Origin of the sequence: Bacillus pinisoli, assembly GCF_023036475.1 — a bacterium.
Lineage (GTDB): Bacteria > Bacillota > Bacilli > Bacillales > SA4 > Bacillus_BS > Bacillus_BS pinisoli.
The window spans coordinates 154,110-171,107 of record NZ_JAJQKI010000001.1; the positions used below are offsets into that span (position 1 = coordinate 154,110).

The following is a 16,998-nucleotide window of genomic DNA, read 5'->3' on the forward strand; positions in this document are numbered from 1 at the left end:
CTTATATGAAAAAAAAATAATACACCACCGATGTGATGTATTATTTTTGCTATATTCATTACTCTTTCACATTTATTCCATACTTATTGAACCAAACATGAATCTGAGCAAGATGAGCTAATAGCTGCGGTCCTGTCATAAGCTGACCAAACCAAGGTACAGTAAAGGCATCTCCTTCTGTCTCCACGATTTCTTTTAACTTCTTTTCATCAAAGAAATGATATAGAGCGGAAGACTTATCTTGTAAAATACTCTCTAACCAACCTTTCACTGCTTTTGTGTAGTTCGGATTATGCGTCTTTGGATAAGGACTCTTCTTCCGATATAGTACATCATGAGGTAGAATTCCCTCTAACGCTTTTCTGAGGATTCCTTTTTCACGGCCTTCATAGTTTTTCATTTCCCACGGGATGTTCCACACATATTCGACTAAACGATGATCTGCAAAAGGAACACGAACCTCTAAACTTGCCCCCATACTCATTCGATCTTTACGGTCTAGTAGAGTTGTCATAAACCAAAGCATATTTAGATAGAATAGTTGCCTACGTTTAGCTTGTTCTGGTGTTTCACCATCTAATACTGGAGTTTCTCTCACGGTTTCATCATAACGGTCTTGAACATATTGCTTTAGGTTTAACTTTTGTCTCCAGTGAGATTGAAGAAGTCCTTCTCTAAGGTCTGTTGATCTCATCCACGGGAAGGCACTAGACTTTAAGTCTTCTTCTCTTCGAAACCAAGGATATCCACCAAATATCTCATCCGCACATTCACCAGATAGTCCAACCACGAAGTCTTGTTTAATCTCCTTACAGAACCAGAGTAAAGAAGAATCCACATCCGCCATTCCTGGCAAATCACGTACTAGTACAGCATCTGTTAAATGCTCGACAAGCTGATCAGTTTTAATAACCGAACGATGGTGGACTGTGTTAAACGTATCAGACATAAGCTGAATCCAAGGCTGATCAGAATTAGGTTGGAATTCATTCGCCTTAAAGTATTTATCATTATCTTCATAATCTATTGAATAGGTGTGAAGCGGACCCTTCCCTTCTTTTTCAAAAGCATTAGAAGCAATGGCTGTGATAGCACTAGAGTCGACTCCACCTGATAAGAAGGTACATACAGGAACATCGGAAACTAGCTGTCTTGTTACCGCATCAGTAAATAGCTCTCTCACTTTGGCTGCCGTTTCTTCAACATCATCAGTATGTGGTTTACTCTCCACGTTCCAATAACGCCAAATCTTTAAACCATTTTTTGAGTAAGTGAGCGCATGAGCTGGTCGTAATTCCTTCACACCATTAAAGACCCCGTGCCCAGGTGAACGTGATGGCCCTAATCCAAACACCTCAGATAAACCGTCTAATCCGATCTCAGCTTTTACCGATGGATGAGCAAGAAGTGCTTTTAGTTCTGAGCCGAAAACAAGTTGACCATTTTGCTCATGAAAAAATAATGGTTTTACTCCTAAGCGGTCTCTCCCAATAAACAGCTTTTCCTTTGTCTCATCCCATACAGCAAATGCAAAAATTCCGTTTAAGTATTCGACACATTGCTCGCCCCACTCAATAAATGAAGTTAATAAAACTTCTGTATCTGAATGAGATTGAAACGTATACCCTTTAGATAAGAGTTCTTTTCGAATATCTTCTGTATTGTAGAGCTCCCCATTATAGCAAATTGTATAAGAAAGCTCTTTTTTCTTTCTAGTCATAGGTTGTTTACCACCTGTTGGATCAACAACCACTAAACGCTTATGTCCAAAGGCAACGTGTCGTCTCACCCATACATTCGTGTCATCAGGTCCACGAAGCTGTAACGACTCTGCCATTTTTGTAATGGTGTTTACTTCATTTTCTAATGATTGTTTATAGGAAACCCATCCTGTAATTCCGCACATGATGTCATCATCCTTTCTCTCTTTCTAGAACCCAAAGCACAAGTTCCCCTTACCATTTCCTCTGGGGACTGGGTGTTAGAATACGTGATCCATCGATTGAAAATGAGCTTTTACTCTTCATTAAGAAACACCCGATGGCAAACACTCCTTCCATTCTATGCAGGACTTTTCAAAACGATTCTCTAAGTAGCGTGGTAGCTGGGGTTCTCAACATAAGTAGAAAATGCTTACATGATGATGAGAATAGGAATTCTTCTAGTTAAGCTTGATACGCCTCACCATAATTATTTTTTTTAATAAAATAAAATAACGGATTATAATTTGGTCTATTTCTGTCAAGAAAGAAAGATAGGACTGATTGAATGACGGAGGAAGCCATGAAACTACAACAACGACTAGAGCAACTACCTTTCCAGGAGAGAGCCTACATGATTGGGTCCGTTGAAGCGATACATGACCAATGGGTATTCTTTGATGAACAAGATGAACCTTCCGCTTTAACAGATATTTTAAATGAGCCCTTTGAAATAAAAGGAAAACATGGATGGGAAACTTTTCATACATTTGAAAATGGAATTGCCATTGGGCCTTATAGTTACCCCATCAAAAATGGCGATTCTTTTAAAATAAAAAAACCTCTAACCTATGTATATCAGGAATGGTTAAATGAACTCACTGATGAATCGTTTACGAGGTTTATACACTTAATTAATGCTATGAACTTTTCAGTGTATGATTGTATCTATTGTCATAACTTCTTATTTTATCAAGTCACAAAGAAGCAACGAGATGGTGTCAATTTCATTACTTTTGATAACGGAGAACAGCTATGCTCTGTTCACCATCACTATCAACGAGGGATTCCTCACAGTGATCGCTTCGAACTTACCTTAAATAATGGAAAACGGCATATTTTGACTAGTTTATAACAGGACCTGTTTGGGTCCTGTTTTTTTGTTTTTTGGGGTGAGGATTGGCTTGGCGGAAGTTGCAAGTAATTTGTTGAAGTCGCAAGTAAATGCGGTAAACACGCAAGTATATTGGATGAAGTCGCATGTATTTTCTCGACTCGCAAGTATATCGGGTGAAGTCGCAAGTAATTCTGGAAACTCGCAAGAATTTTGGATGAAGTCGCAAGTTTTTTCTGTACGCGCAAGAAAATGAAGAAAAGTCGCAACTAAATATGAGAACTCGCAAGAATATTGGGTGAAGTCGCAAGTTTTTTCTGTACGCGCAAGAAAATGAAAGAAAGTCGCAAGTAAAATGGAGATCCCGCAAGAATATTGGGTGAAGTCGCAAGTTTTTTCTGTACGCGCAAGTAAATGAAGAAAAGTCGCAAGTAAATATGGAGATCGCGCAAGAAAATGAAAGAAAGTCGCAAGTAAAATGGAGATCCCGCAAGAATATCGGGTGAAGTCGCAAGTTTTTTCTGTACGCGCAAGAAAATGAAAGAAAGTCGCAAGTAAATATGGAGATTCCGCAAGAATATCGGGTGAAGTCGCAAGTATTTTCTGTAAGCGCAAGAAAATGAAAGAAAGTCGCAAGTAAAATGGAGATCCCGCAAGAATATTGGGTGAAGTCGCAAGTTTTTTCTGTACGCGCAAGAAAATGAACGAAAGTCGCAAGTAAATATGGAGATCCCGCAAGAATATTGGGTGAAGTCGCAAGTTTTTTCTGTACGCGCAAGAAAATGCTATAATCTCGCAAAATAACCCAATTAACTTGCAAGAAAACAAGCTAAACCTGCAAGTATGTGAAGAAATTAGCTACTACTCCCACTAACTGAGCATCCAGCTGAAGAGAATAATACCTCGGTGATGCCTCTATCAACGAATAGTTGTCACTTTTCAACGAAATATTCATCTTATCTAACACTTCTCAGGATTTATCTAACACTTTTTCAATCATATCAACGAAACCACCCAATTTATCCGCAAAATGAAAGGCTCTTCCCCCATAGTTTGTTGCTTTCTTCAAAATCCCAAAAGTCGGATTTTTACGGATGTACAGTGGTCTGTACTTTAAATAGAGAGAATTGCTCTTTTCTAACAATGATCACTTCGCTTTTATAGTATTAGAAGGGAGGCTCATTAGAAATGATTCGTTAAAAAAAGTAACAAAGTCTTTGAAGAGAGCCATAAAATAAAAGCCCCACTCTCCTAAGAAAGTGAGGCTTCCATCCTTAATAATCTAATACGACATAACCATAATAAAACACTAACACTAACGCAATTACTAACTGAATCCAGAAAATCTTCGTTGGCTTGCCTTTGCCTCCGCGAGTTAAGATGAATTCTAGACAGAAAATTACCCATAACCCGACAATTCCTTTAATTAAAGCTGCACCTTGGAATTGGTAGTAAGCAGCTAACAAATGTAAACCTGTTCCTAACACGAGTAAGTAAAATAAACGTAGGACCATTTGAATAATTTTTAGTGGTTTTTGTTTATTTGCTTTTAGTAAGTAAACAGCTACAAAGAACAATATTAATGTTAAAAACCAAGTGGTAACATGAACATGAATCATATGTATTTCCTCCTTATCAAATCTAACAGTTGTCCAAACTCATCATACATGATTTTGTTTAAAAAATGAAGATTTAGCGTTGAAATTAACAAAATAGACAACAATATTGTTATAATGGTAAATGGCTATGTAAGTGCTTTAATTATAGAGATTGGAGGATTATTCATGACAAAAACTCAAGAAATCATCTCACAAACAGAAAAGTATGGAGCGAATAACTACCATCCACTACCGATTGTTGTATCAAAAGCAGAGGGTGTATGGGTTGAAGATCCTGAGGGAAATAGATATATGGATATGCTGAGTGCCTATTCAGCTGTAAACCAGGGGCATCGTCACCCAAAAATTATTCAAGCTCTTAAGGATCAAGCAGATAAAATTACGCTTACGTCAAGAGCGTTCCATAATGATCAATTAGGACCTTGGTATGAAAAGGTCTCAGAATTGACTAGAATGGAAATGGTGTTACCAATGAACACGGGTGCTGAAGCAGTTGAAACGGCTGTAAAAGCTGTTAGACGCTGGGCATATGATGTGAAAGGTGTTCCTACTGATCAAGCTGAAATTATTGTAGCGGAAGAGAACTTCCATGGACGTACAATGACAGCTGTTTCTATGTCTTCTAATGATGAGTATAAGCGTGGATTTGGACCGATGCTTCCTGGTATCAAGGTTATTCCTTACGGTGATACAGAAGCGTTAAAGTCAGCTATTACTCCAAATACGGCAGCATTCATTTTTGAACCGATTCAAGGTGAGGCTGGAATTAAGATGCCTCGTGAAGGATTCTTAAAAGAAGCATTTGATATTTGTAAAGAAAATAATGTGTTATATGTAGCAGATGAAATCCAAGCAGGTCTTGGGCGCTCTGGTAAAATGTTTGCTTGTGACTGGGAAGATGTGCAGCCTGATATGTTCATTTTAGGTAAGGCACTTGGAGGCGGAGTGTTCCCAATTTCATGTGTTGCGGCAAATCGTAATGTACTAGGTGTATTTGAACCAGGTTCACACGGATCTACTTTTGGTGGAAATCCTCTAGCTTGTGCCGTTTCCATTGCAGCACTTGATGTGTTAGTAGACGAAAAATTGGCAGAGAGATCACTTGAATTGGGTACATATTTTAAAGAGCAGCTAAGAGAAATTAGCAACCCTGTTATTCAAGAGGTTCGTGGAAGAGGCTTATTTATCGGTGTTGAGCTAAAAGAACCAGCTCGTTCTTACTGTGAAAAGCTAAAAGAAAAAGGTTTACTATGTAAAGAAACACATGAAAATGTCATACGTTTTGCACCGCCTTTAGTCATTTCAAAGGAAGACCTTGACTGGGCCATAACACAAATTAAAGAAGTATTAGCGTAAAAACTTGTAACACCAGGTTATCAACCACTCAAGGTGGTGTCCGATAACCTGGTGTTTTACTTTTTTTACCATTTAGACACAAACAACACATTGTTAGTTTTTAAGAGTTTTTGTAAATTTATCACTACTTTTGACGAATTGGTTTTGAACGCTTATAGAATGTGTATAATATACGTAAATTAGTACGTGTACGACCATTCTTAAGCAAGGGAAAGAAGTTAGATGTTAGAATTATTAATTGAAGAAAAACGTGAAGAAATGATTGTATTAGCGATGGAACTCGGTTTCACCGCTAAAGAAACCGTTGAATGTAGCCAAGAATTAGATGAACTCATACATAGAAAATTAACCTCGTATCAATACATTATGTAATGCTACTGTTCATTATTGACTTATCTGGTGATAAGTCATTTTTATTTGATGTAAGTGACCTGCTAGTTCCCTTCTATGCCTCAAATGGTACACCTTTTTATCGCTACTTACTTCTTTTAGCTTTTGTCTAATGCCAGGAGCTTCTTCCCTCGGAAAGTCATACACCCACTTTAGAAATTCCCAATCGAGTTTTTCTGGACAGCCTTTCCCCATATCTGGTCTTGTTTTCCCATGGTACATAAATCTGCGCTTGATCACACTCCATAAGCACACCCATCTTGAATAATCTAGAAAAATGATAACATCTGCCGCCTTTAATCTTATATCCATTGTACTTCCGTAATTACCATCGATAATCCAAGATTCCTTTTCCATAAGCGTTTCCTGCCATGCTATCCACTCATCTCGCGGTGTCTCTCGCCAATTTTCTTTCCAATAATGAGCATCAAGATGAGTAATCTCAAAAGGTAATTGCTCTCCTAACAAACGTGCAAGCGTTGATTTACCTGCACCACTTGAACCAATAATCATAATCTTCATTGTATCCTCCAAAAACGAAAGCGGATATACGTATGTATACCCACTTTATCTCCATTAGTTCTCTTCGATTAGTTGAACGTTTGTGATCTTCATTTGACCCCATGGAGCAATCTTAATGTAGGCCTCCATTCGATCAGCTTGTTCCTCTAATTCCATTCCAGTCCCTTCTTGGACGAAATATCGCTCAATCCCATATTCAATAAACAGTTCAGATTCATTAAGGTCATATAAATAGCGGCCCTTCATTAATACTTCATTATCATTGATCTCAGGACGATTACGATTTACAGAAACGGCTTCAAAATAGCCCCCTTCTTCTCTTATCACAACGTATACAGGCTCTTTGTAAGAAGGTTCCTCAGAATCCTTCCAGAGTTCTTTTGGTATTGTTGAGATGGTGTAGTGCAGTGTAACATAATCTCCATAGAAAATATCTCTCGGATCTACAGGCTCTGTTTTTAAACGGATCTCTTGACCGAACCAATCTATTGCGTAGTAAGAAACAGACATGGCAAGTAAGAAGAACACTTGTAATCCAATAACTCCGTAAAAGAGAGCGCGCTTACCCATTTCTCTTCACCCCTTTTACTAAAACACGTCTACGTTTCTCAAGGAACCAGCTAAGAATGAATAATATGATTCCTCCAAATAAGAAGAAAATAGATTTCGGCATAAAGCTCCATGCCAACTGAATATATCCAATAAATGAACTCAGAAGGAATAATACCGTTCCAAATGTAGCTTTATCGGTCAACTCATCTCGATATCCAACAATTAGTAGACTTATGGAGTAGATGAATAAGAGTAGTAGGTATAGAACATCCACCATGACTCCAAGAAACATGACTGGTAAGAAGAGAATAAAATCTGAGAGATCAGGAGTCTTCCTCTTTTTTACAAAAAACAGAATGAGGAGACTTATAATTAGTACTCCATATATGATTAATTCAGGATTTGTAAACTCATCAAACGGTATAAAGGAATCGAAGAAAAAGATATTAAACATAGCCAAGATGACAGAAGCAACTAGCATGATCATTTGGACAGGTTTGGTAATCTCTTTCTTTTTAACAACATCCCCTAGTAAATAAAGGCCTAGGAAGAAGACAAACAGAAATTGATGATTCCAGCCCTGGTGAATAATTAGGAGTAAAGCTTGAATAGAAAAAGAAAGTGAGAAGAGCACTGTTATTATGTGATTAGGTCGGTGATACACAAAGTGACCAACACCAAACAATAGAAGTACGCCAAGTACATAATTAAATGTTGAAAATTGTGAAAATGTATATAACTGTCCAACTGTCACAATAATCATCGTGATCAGTAACAAAAATCTACTTTTCCAGAGTTGAACAATGAGCAAACCTGCCAAGCCCCAAAAGATAAAAGGTCTCCCGTCATACGATTGAAAGTGAAACATCTGCCCTAACAAAAAGATTCCGGCCCCAAACGAAAGTAAGCCGATTCCTATTAACCCATTTCCTAAGGTGTCATTTCCTCTTTTGTGTGCCCTATCACCAGATACGTAAAAGCCGGTCATTGAGGTAATGATGATTCCTACCCTTACTAAGTCATGGATTCCATCCCAATTGGAGGCAATGAAAGAAAGAATGCCCAAACCTATTAATACACTGGCAAAAATGGGTAGCAGATTGGAGGATTTCTTGTTTGTGTACCGTTTCAGGATAGCTTCTAGCTGCTCCTTAGAAATTAGCTCATCCTTTACCCATTGTTCACCTTCTTTTACTAACCATTTTTTCATTGGATGGACCTCCTTTTAAATGGCTGCCTTTTTCCATACGTTAACGATCTCCATACCCATTCTACTGGCCCATATTTAAAACGTTGTAACCATAAATTACTAATAAAAATCTGAATGATAAATATTCCAACTGTTAGTAAAAATGCGTGAAAATGACTGATATCCCCGTAAAAGCCAAATCCATATCCGTAAAAAATAGTTGTACAAACTACAGATTGTAGCAAGTAATTAGATAAGGAAAGTCGACCTACATAGGAGAACGGTTGTAGTACCTTTCTCATGCTCTTTGTCTCCATCAATAATACGATGGAAGTTGCATAAAAGAGAGCAAGCGCCGGTCCACCTATAGCATCTTGCAAATATTCTGTAACTATGTTTTTGGTTGTAACGTATGGCAATAGTTTCATAGGTATACCAATAACAAACGAAATCGTCCAGGTCACCCAAATGGCTTTTTTATATTTTCTGGACTCACTAAACCACTTTGATTTTGCCACATAGGCTCCCAGTAAAAACAAAGGCAGAAGAGTGATTAATAAAAATACAGCAGATTCTACGTTATTCACATAAAAGTAGTCTGTCATTCGTTGAGTGGTTACTTCTAGATAACTACCATACTTATAATGCTGAATGGATTGTTCAATGGCAACCTCATCCTTAGGCATTTGAGCATCTTCAGGAGAAAAAATGGTTAAAAGTACTAATAATGCACTAAGAAGTAAAGCAGGAATAAGCAAAATGGATAATCCCGTGACTAGTAATGCCTTGGGTTTTACTTTATAAAACAAGAGCAAAATGCCTCCAAATAACGCATACGTAATTAATATATCACCATGCCAAATTAGAAAAGCATGTATGCAGCCAATTACGAATAACACGAAAAGCCTTCTGACAAATAAACGTTTATAAGCCGTACCTTTTTCCTTCGCTCGATCTAAAAAGATGATCATACCAAAACCAAACAAGAATGAAAAAAGAGTATAAAAGCTTGCCTGTGCAAAAAAGTCAATTACATTCACGGTCCATAAATCGATTCCTTGTAGCTCTCTATTACTCCCTATATAGAGGGCCGGAGAGTGAAAAGAAGCCATGTTGACGAGAAAAATACCAAGAATGGCAAATCCACGCATCACGTCTATTGACAGTATTCTTTCTTTTTCTGAAATGGGGTTCGTTAACATTGTTTCCTCTCCATTACTGTATTTATTTGTAAGCTACTACTATTATACTAAGTAACTTCTAATTTTTGCTAAGGTTCTTTTGTAAAACTTTGCTATTTTTCAGCGGATTAATCCTTGCTATTGGTTCATGATTGTCAACAAAAACGGGCTATTGTCATAAGATATTGCATGTAATCTTACTATAAAGGGTGTTTACTATGCCAGCAATTGTTGGGGCAGTTAAAGTACTTAGTATCGGAGCTTCGAGCGTCTTTAATATCGGGGATGTATTTATGATTACTCCCAGCTCATCAGCGAAAACTTTTTCCGGAGCTGGTTCATTTAACACGGGAGATGGCCTTCGTGTCATCAATAACGCAAGTTCGACCAATACCCAGGATAACGATGCCGTCGATCAACCTATTGTCGATTTAGCTTAGAGGAGGGATAATATGAACTTTTATGTTCATCAAAATATCCATATCAATATGTTAAAAGTAGGAAGTGTCTCTAATTCCTCAGTTCTTCAGATTGGAAGTGCTGGTATGATTAAGCCATTGTCCAACTTATATAATACAGGTGGCTTTAAGGAACCTGCACCTCAAGCAGGTGATCCTTCTGGTGGTATTAGTGGACCAGTTGTACCTTTTTCAACCACATAGTTTACTTCTAGGCATTCACCCATTTTAAGTCTGAACATATGATAAAGAATAGACTATGGATTCTGTGCCAATGACGACAATCTGATGTAAAAGGGTGAGAAGTGATGTCTTACAACTACAATCAATATGATTTCTCAGCATATCTTCAACAGCTATATCAATATATTCAAAAGCAGCAGACAGACATAAACAATATGCAACAATCAATTCAAGCTCTACAGGCGGAAATAAAGGAATTAAAAGCAAAGCCTGCGACGAATATTGAACGGATTGAATATAAGTTCGACCAGTTAAAGGTTGAAACGCTAGAGGGAACATTAAATATTGGATTAAATCCATATAACTCAGATCAGGTAGAAGAGTTTGCCGTCAATCAAGGTGCCTTAAATGTTCCTCCTCAGCAAGCTTTATTACCACAAATCCAACAAAGAATTCGCCAATCCATTCATGATCATCTAGATACAAACGGTTTTGAGACAATCCGAGCAATTGAACAAAAACTCGCCATTCCTCAAAACGAGGCCTATTATGATTTTATGATTCAAGATGTTAAGCGACAGCTTGATGGGCGAATTCAGTATTATCTTGAACAGACACCAAAAGAACAATGGGGTCATGAAGAACGGTCGAATGACGTAGTAGAGCATATTACAGTCCGTATGAAGCAAGATATTGAGCAAGCTTTTACTGCATTTCTTCAGCATTTACCAAGAGAATGGAAGGACGGAAACGCATGAAATTTACAGTCGTAAACAAAGGAATACAAGTAGGACATATTAAAGTGTCAGGTGTCTCCTCTTCCTCAGTTTTTTTAATCGGAGATACAGAGACTATCGCTCTTTCATCAACATTTGACACTCCACCTGAATCGCTGATTATTGGTCCATTTGTTCCTTTAAGATAGCTAAAAGGGGAGCCTTGATTAGGAGGTACTAATTTGTACAGAAGAACCTCAATCGTTCCACACATCTATGTAAACTCACTTGCCTTTAGTTCTGTATTTGAAATTGGCGATGCCCATGCTATTGATCTAACATCAAGAGCTATTGCTGTACAAAGGCAATACCCTCTTTTTGTTGAGAATGAAGCTTCTTTTTCAGACTATCAAGTATTTTCTGAGCCTATCCCAGATCCTGTTTTGGATGAACCTGTTTATTCTACGTTTATACATGAAAATCCGGTCATCAAGGTAGATTCCGTCTATTTAATTGGAGCTTCTAACGCCTCAGTCATGCAAATTGGATCGACAAAGAGTATTAAAGCTGAGGCTCGAGTTAAGCATATCCGACAACTACTCCCTTCCAACAAGAAGCAATCTAAGTCGAACCAATCTAGCTAATATAACATAGGCTACAGTAGATCGTTCTTTTTAAGTAGTTCGACACTTGGAATAAAGGGTGTAGTTTTATGCCATCAATCGTTGGACCCATTACCATCAATAGTATTGGCGGAGGCGTCGTTAATTTTGGAGATTCTTTAAACATATCTCCTACTAGTTCTTCAAAAACAAATGCTGGTTCTGGTGCATTCAACACAGGTGACTGGATTATGACCAATAACGGAATCAGTGTGACCAACTCGATTGATCCAGACGTCAATGACCAGCAAACAACGAATGTAAGCTAACGCCAAAAGGCTCCCCATATTAGGGAAGCCTTTTATGTTTATCGTCCTTTTCTTTTCCGATCATTGGACTTCCGGATTTTCATCAGCTTTCCAGAAGGCTGTTTTCGTATCCACTTCACAAAGCTAGCAAGCTTTTCGTCCTGTCTTAATTCCTCAATTGTACTTAGACGGACAGCAATTTCATCGTTCGTGTACAGCGCATGTATTTGTTTATGGCAAGGTATACATAATTTGGCTGTTGCTCCATAGGTTCCGCCTTTTTCTTTTGGTAAGAGATGGTGAATCGTTGTTTCTACATCTGATCTTCCACAAAGCTCACATATATCCAGCCTTCTCACCTCCAACACTTTCCTTTGGTAATATACCCAAATAGATGAAATTCTAGAAAGGAGTGAAAGGGAACCTTAGGTTTATTTAAATGGTTTTATAAAAGCTCGAGCTTCACTCTTGTCCCTTTTCCAGACGGCTCTGCAGGTTCCACCACTAGTTTCTTTGGCAAACGTAACCTTAACTCGTGTACGTGGCTTATGACCCCAACAGAAAGATTATTTGTATGCAGCTTTTCTAATGCTGTTATGACCGTATCAAGTAAATCACCATCTAATGTACCAAATCCTTCATCTAAGAAGAAGAATTGGAGAGGGTATTCACCGCGCAATTGTATTTGAGCGGATAGAGCGAGTGCAAGCGCTAAAGAGGTTAGGAACGTTTCTCCTCCAGAAAGTGTATTCACTGGTCTTCTAACCCCACCATTCGCATCATCCCTCATGATGAATCCTCCCGCTGAATCTACTTCAATGGCATAACGCTGTCTTGTCAGTAATCCTAATCGTTCAGATGCATCTCTTGCCACACGAACAAGCTGTTCTTCTGCTAGAAATTCTACAAAGCTGTTTCCTTTTAACACCTGTTGAAGCTTTCCTAATTGCTCGACCTCTTGACTCAATTCTATCCGAACTTTTTCAAGTTCCATATATCTCTCATGCTTTTCTTTTAGCAGAAGAAGCGTTTGGTTTACCGAGCCCTTTTGTTCCACTAATTCTTGAAGTAGCTCCTTCATTTCTAGAAATAAAGCTTTTGATTGTTCCCACATTTCTTCTGTAATAAGCTCATCACCTAGTTGTTCTTTTAGCTTATTTAGATCATGATTAGTTTGCTTTTCTTCGTCCAGGTATACTTGTAGTGTTTCCTTTAACTTCTTACTTTCATCAGGTAGTAAGATTGATTTTTGAAGATCACTTAGACCTGTAAACATAGAGTCCTTGCTTTTTTGTTGCCATTTTTCCTTGGCTACTTCAAGTAAGGCTTTAAGATCTTGTAGTAATTGGTGATTTGATGTCAGCTCACCTTCTACCCTTTGGATGGTACGTCCCGTTTCCTCGTAAGTCGTAAACGCTTCTTTTTCCTTGTTATAAAGTTGTTTTAGCTTTATTTCAATATGGTGTAAAAGAGATTCGACATCTTCATCATTCGTAATTTCTTTAATTTGTTTTTCTAATTCATTTATTCTTTCTGTACGGTACTGTAATTGTCCTGTTCCTTCAATTTGCTTCTTTTCTAACCCAAAGAGTTGATCCTTTGCATCCGTTACAAGTTTTTCTTTTTCCTCAAGGAACGGGATACTCTTTTCAATTCGTTCCGATATTTCTTGAGCTTGACGATCCTTTTCAGTCATTTGGCTTACATGACCTTCGAAGCCATCAAGGTTAAAAGTAGGAAACTCTGTTTGCCATTTTTCTCGTACTGCTTGTTCATCATCCTGCCATTTTTTTACCTTCGTCTCTAGTTGATCTAATTCTTCTGTTTGGAGCTTAATAATTTGCATTTGTTCAGAAATCGTTTGTTGTAGCTGTTTTTTATGTGTTAACTCTTTATGAACAAGCTCCTTTTGGTGAATATAGTCCTGATTAATCGCTTTTACTTCTGTTAACAGTGTTACAATGTCCTCTGCCTGAATCATTGCCTCATCTTTTGCGCTAACAAGTGGGACCGAAATAGGAGTAGAGCTTATCCCTTCATTTATTAACACTTCAGCTAACTGCTCAAGCGAGAGCTTTAAAGAGATAATCTGTGGATTTGTCTGTTGAAGACTTGCCAATGATTCTTTCCATTTACTTATTTGACCATCTATATTGCTGTCTTCTTCTGTTGAGGTCACATGCTCTCTCGAATGTTCAATAGAACCACAAACAGGACATGGCTCCCCATCTTTTAATCGTTGTGCAAGAAGTTCTGCTAGTTTTGCCTCACGAATTTGTTCATGTTCCACTCTCAATCTTTCAACGGCATTCTCTATATATAATTTCGTGTATTCAAGCTTTCTTTCCTGTCCACAAACCTGCTCATACATCCTTTCCACCTGCTTAAAGGAGTCTAGCAGTCTAGTATGCTGTGCCTTAACTTGTTTTTGATGAGCCTGAATTTGTGCTTGAGTGTGTGTAAATTGACTCGTTCTTTCTTTAAACAGTTTTTTAGTCTCTTCTACTTGTTCAACTATGAATGCTAGATTGCGATATTGATCTCTTGCACGTTGAAACTGTTCACGCATGGAAGACGAGATGGTTACATCTGCTAGCTGTTGCTTTAACTCTTTTTGTCTTGCCTGTCCTCTCTCAAGTAATGATTTATTCTCAGTTAAGAGCTTTTGATTATGATGTAACTCTTCTGTGATGAGTGCGAGCTGTTTCTGTAAATCTTTACGTTCTTTATCCAGCTGAACTTTTGAGGAGATTAATTCCTTAGCACCTGTCAGTTTTTCTTTTTGGCTTAGAAGAGCAGGTTCTTCTTGTAATCTCGTTTGTTGCGCAGCTCGGTATGCCTCTTCTGCAAATTGATAGTTACTTTTACTATCTTGTAACGTTTTTTCGAGGTTACTAATTTTCTCTTCTGTTACCTGATACCTTTGCTCTGTTTGAGTTAATTCCTCAGCATAAGGTAGTAATTGTGTAGCTATGTCAGATAGAGATATTTGTTTAGCCAACTCGTTCATGCTTTCTTCTCTTAGTTGTAAGTCCTTTAACTTTCTTGTAAGTTTTACTTTTTCTTGCTCTAATTGCCATAACTTTGTTTGTTTCTCGAAAAGACCCTCTACTTCGTGTAACTCTTTCTTTCTTTTCTCCAGCAATATTTCTAGTTCGTTCGCTTCTTTAGTAACCGTTTCAATTGCTTCCCTAGAAGCATCTCCAAGACCTGCTTGTTCTGCAACGATTTCATTCACTTTCTGATTTGCTTCTTGTAATCTTGCTTTTACTTTCTTATTGAGGTCATCTCCATATTGTTCAAGGTGAAATAGCCTCTGAAGCATTTGACGGCGGTCCACTCCCTTTAAGGAAAGGAATTCTGCAAATTTCCCTTGTGGGAGGACTACTGCTCTTGTGAAGTCTTCTATTGTTAATCCTAACAGTTCTTGAATTTTTTGATTAACCTCACCCGTCTTATCAGCCAGGACAAAGCTTTCCTCACCCTTTTCAATCAGACGACAAGAGCCTGCTCGTAGACGGATTTCATCAGCCCTCTTAAAACTTCTTTCAACGGTATAACTCTTTGTTCCTGAAGAATGAAGGAGTTCAAAGGTGAATGATACCGACAATTCATTTTCGGCGTGGTTCATGATTCCTTGTGTCTGGTTGGAAGCCCGTTCCACTTTACCGTATAAAGCCAGTGTCATCGCATCAAGAATGGAAGATTTTCCACTTCCGGTCGGTCCGAAAATCCCGAACACTCCGCCCTCACACAGAGCTCGAAAATCGACCTCTTGCTTTTCACGAAAGCTATGAAGACCCGCAATGGATAAATGAATAGGTTTCATTTTTATTCCTCCCCTTCTTCAGTAGATTGACCTTCGTTTAATAACTCTAAAAACACTTGTAAAAGTTCTGGTTCAAGCTTGGCTCCACCTGTTTGTCTTTCATAAAACCGTTTGAACAACTCGTCAATCGGTAGATTGGTAGATGCCGCTACTTCTGTTTGTTGAAGCTCTTCTTCAAAAATAGGTCGAATATGAATGATCCCTGCATGAGCTTTACGAATTCGTTGAATTTCTTCAATAGACAATGCATTTGTAACATGAATTTCTAAGTCAATCCATGCTTGCTGGTCTTTTTGACTTTCAAGCCAATGGTGAACCTGAGCGACCCCTTCCGTTGCTTTCCATTTGACTAACGGTCTTCCAGAAGATAGATATACTTCAGTGACCTCAGCTTCCTTACCAGGAACTACATCAATAATAGAAACTGACTTTGTATAGCCAGCTTCTGAAAAGCTGTAGGCGAGCGGTGAGCCTGAATACCTAGCAATCGTTTCGGCGCGCTTAATCATCTGTGGACGGTGCAAATGGCCTAAAGCCACATATTGAGCTTGCTTCGGTAGACTTGTTCCTGCAACTGTGTAAGCACCCCCTACTTCAATAGGCCTCTCAGAATCTGAGCTACTACCTCCTTGTACATACAGATGACTCATGGCAATATTGACAGTATTAGGCGAGAACTGTTCACTCATGAAATCAAACATTCCTTTAATCCGTTCATCATATTTATTTCTAAGAGCGAGCTCATCGTTCACTTCAGACAATACTTCTGCTAGCCTTGATTCTGACGGATAAGGTAAAGCCGCTAGTTTCAATGTTTCGCTGGTCGTCGGAACATATATATCCTGAACTTGAATCGTTGGATAGCCAATAATGGAAATCCCCTGCTTCATTGCAAGTGGAGCTGCAGCCAATAAGCGATCTGGGCTGTCATGGTTTCCAGCAATGATGGAGATAGGACGCTTCCCATTATTGGATAAACGTGAAATACCTTCATAAAAAAGCTGTTCTGCTAAGGCCGGTGGATTGACTGTATCAAACACATCCCCCGCCATTAAGATCACATCCACTTTCTCCCGTTCTACGATTTCTACAAGCTCGTCCATAAATTGTGCCTGCTCTTCCAATCGACTACGACCTTCTAACGTTTTTCCCAAATGCCAATCTGCCGTATGCAAAATTCGCAAGACCATCCACTCCCGGTTCATATAATACAACTATTCTACCATAGCTAAAATCTATCAATCTATCATAGAGGATTAACAGTTTCTGTCACTTATTC

Annotated in this window: 19 protein-coding genes; 9 read left to right on the plus strand and 10 right to left on the minus strand. The window is 38.4% G+C overall.

Features of this window, described 5'->3' with window-relative positions:
• Positions 1-58: 58 nt before the first annotated feature.
• Positions 59-1,906 (minus strand): asparagine synthase (glutamine-hydrolyzing), encoded by a 1,848-nt coding sequence (gene asnB, locus LT143_RS00855; RefSeq protein ID WP_246938651.1) that lies wholly within the window; start codon positions 1,904-1,906, stop codon positions 59-61.
• A gap of 377 nt (positions 1,907-2,283) precedes the next feature.
• On the opposite strand from asnB, the gene LT143_RS00860 reads away from it, so the two are divergent.
• Positions 2,284-2,835 carry a DUF2777 family protein gene (locus tag LT143_RS00860; protein WP_246938652.1) on the plus strand — a complete coding sequence of 184 codons (552 nt, stop codon included), beginning with the start codon at positions 2,284-2,286 and terminating at the stop codon, positions 2,833-2,835.
• On the opposite strand, the gene LT143_RS00865 is transcribed toward LT143_RS00860, so the two are convergent.
• Positions 2,830-3,510 carry a hypothetical protein gene (locus LT143_RS00865; protein WP_246938653.1) on the minus strand — a complete coding sequence of 227 codons (681 nt, stop codon included), beginning with the start codon at positions 3,508-3,510 and terminating at the stop codon, positions 2,830-2,832. The genes LT143_RS00860 and LT143_RS00865 overlap by 6 nt on opposite strands.
• A gap of 578 nt (positions 3,511-4,088) precedes the next feature.
• On the minus strand, positions 4,089-4,433 hold the full coding sequence (locus LT143_RS00870) for a YisL family protein (RefSeq protein WP_246938654.1): 345 nt from the start codon (positions 4,431-4,433) through the stop codon (positions 4,089-4,091).
• A 165-nt stretch (positions 4,434-4,598) separates the two neighbouring features.
• Between LT143_RS00870 and LT143_RS00875 the strand changes: the two genes are divergently transcribed.
• Together LT143_RS00875 and LT143_RS00880 are read left to right on the plus strand one after the other, a co-directional pair.
• Positions 4,599-5,789 (plus strand): ornithine--oxo-acid transaminase, encoded by a 1,191-nt coding sequence (locus tag LT143_RS00875; protein ID WP_246938655.1) that lies wholly within the window; start codon positions 4,599-4,601, stop codon positions 5,787-5,789.
• Between the two features lie 222 nt (positions 5,790-6,011).
• Complete coding sequence (locus LT143_RS00880; protein ID WP_246938656.1) at positions 6,012-6,161, plus strand: aspartyl-phosphate phosphatase Spo0E family protein; 150 nt, start codon at positions 6,012-6,014, stop codon at positions 6,159-6,161.
• Positions 6,162-6,173: 12 nt separating this feature from the next.
• Here the strand turns inward: LT143_RS00880 and LT143_RS00885 are convergent, their stop codons facing one another.
• From LT143_RS00885 to LT143_RS00900, 4 genes are read right to left on the minus strand one after another with little or no spacing between them, the layout of a single operon-like run.
• A complete protein-coding gene (locus LT143_RS00885) occupies positions 6,174-6,701 on the minus strand; it encodes a DNA topology modulation protein (protein ID WP_246938657.1) in 528 nt (175 codons plus the stop codon).
• Positions 6,702-6,755: 54 nt separating this feature from the next.
• Positions 6,756-7,271 (minus strand): GDYXXLXY domain-containing protein, encoded by a 516-nt coding sequence (locus LT143_RS00890; RefSeq protein WP_246938658.1) that lies wholly within the window; start codon positions 7,269-7,271, stop codon positions 6,756-6,758.
• Positions 7,264-8,463 (minus strand): DUF2157 domain-containing protein, encoded by a 1,200-nt coding sequence (locus LT143_RS00895; protein ID WP_246938659.1) that lies wholly within the window; start codon positions 8,461-8,463, stop codon positions 7,264-7,266. The genes LT143_RS00890 and LT143_RS00895 overlap by 8 nt, the downstream gene beginning before the upstream one ends.
• Positions 8,460-9,644 (minus strand): DUF418 domain-containing protein, encoded by a 1,185-nt coding sequence (locus LT143_RS00900; protein WP_246938660.1) that lies wholly within the window; start codon positions 9,642-9,644, stop codon positions 8,460-8,462. The genes LT143_RS00895 and LT143_RS00900 overlap by 4 nt, the downstream gene beginning before the upstream one ends.
• Positions 9,645-9,841: 197 nt before the next feature.
• Between LT143_RS00900 and LT143_RS00905 the strand changes: the two genes are divergently transcribed.
• From LT143_RS00905 to LT143_RS00930, 6 genes are all read left to right on the plus strand, one after another.
• Positions 9,842-10,063 (plus strand): spore germination protein, encoded by a 222-nt coding sequence (locus LT143_RS00905; protein ID WP_246938661.1) that lies wholly within the window; start codon positions 9,842-9,844, stop codon positions 10,061-10,063.
• A gap of 12 nt (positions 10,064-10,075) precedes the next feature.
• Positions 10,076-10,285, plus strand: a complete 210-nt coding sequence (locus tag LT143_RS00910; RefSeq protein WP_246938662.1) for a spore germination protein GerPB — start codon at positions 10,076-10,078, stop codon at positions 10,283-10,285.
• A 104-nt stretch (positions 10,286-10,389) separates the two neighbouring features.
• Complete coding sequence (gerPC, locus tag LT143_RS00915; RefSeq protein WP_246938663.1) at positions 10,390-11,022, plus strand: spore germination protein GerPC; 633 nt, start codon at positions 10,390-10,392, stop codon at positions 11,020-11,022.
• Positions 11,019-11,189, plus strand: coding sequence for a spore gernimation protein GerPD (locus LT143_RS00920; RefSeq protein ID WP_246938664.1), 171 nt, complete (start codon positions 11,019-11,021; stop codon positions 11,187-11,189). Before gerPC ends, LT143_RS00920 begins: the two co-directional genes overlap by 4 nt.
• A gap of 33 nt (positions 11,190-11,222) precedes the next feature.
• Positions 11,223-11,624 (plus strand): spore germination protein GerPE, encoded by a 402-nt coding sequence (locus LT143_RS00925; protein WP_246938665.1) that lies wholly within the window; start codon positions 11,223-11,225, stop codon positions 11,622-11,624.
• 68 nt (positions 11,625-11,692) lie between these two features.
• A complete protein-coding gene (locus tag LT143_RS00930; protein WP_246938666.1) occupies positions 11,693-11,911 on the plus strand; it encodes a spore germination protein in 219 nt (72 codons plus the stop codon).
• Positions 11,912-11,949: 38 nt separating this feature from the next.
• On the opposite strand, the gene LT143_RS00935 is transcribed toward LT143_RS00930, so the two are convergent.
• The 3 genes from LT143_RS00935 to LT143_RS00945 all read right to left on the minus strand — a co-directional run bounded on the left by LT143_RS00935 (position 11,950) and on the right by LT143_RS00945 (position 16,903).
• Entirely contained in the window at positions 11,950-12,255 is a 306-nt protein-coding gene (locus LT143_RS00935) for an HNH endonuclease (protein ID WP_246938667.1), read from the minus strand.
• A gap of 80 nt (positions 12,256-12,335) precedes the next feature.
• On the minus strand, positions 12,336-15,719 hold the full coding sequence (locus tag LT143_RS00940) for an AAA family ATPase (RefSeq protein WP_246938668.1): 3,384 nt from the start codon (positions 15,717-15,719) through the stop codon (positions 12,336-12,338).
• 2 nt (positions 15,720-15,721) lie between these two features.
• Complete coding sequence (locus tag LT143_RS00945; protein ID WP_246938669.1) at positions 15,722-16,903, minus strand: exonuclease SbcCD subunit D; 1,182 nt, start codon at positions 16,901-16,903, stop codon at positions 15,722-15,724.
• Positions 16,904-16,998 lie beyond the last annotated feature (95 nt).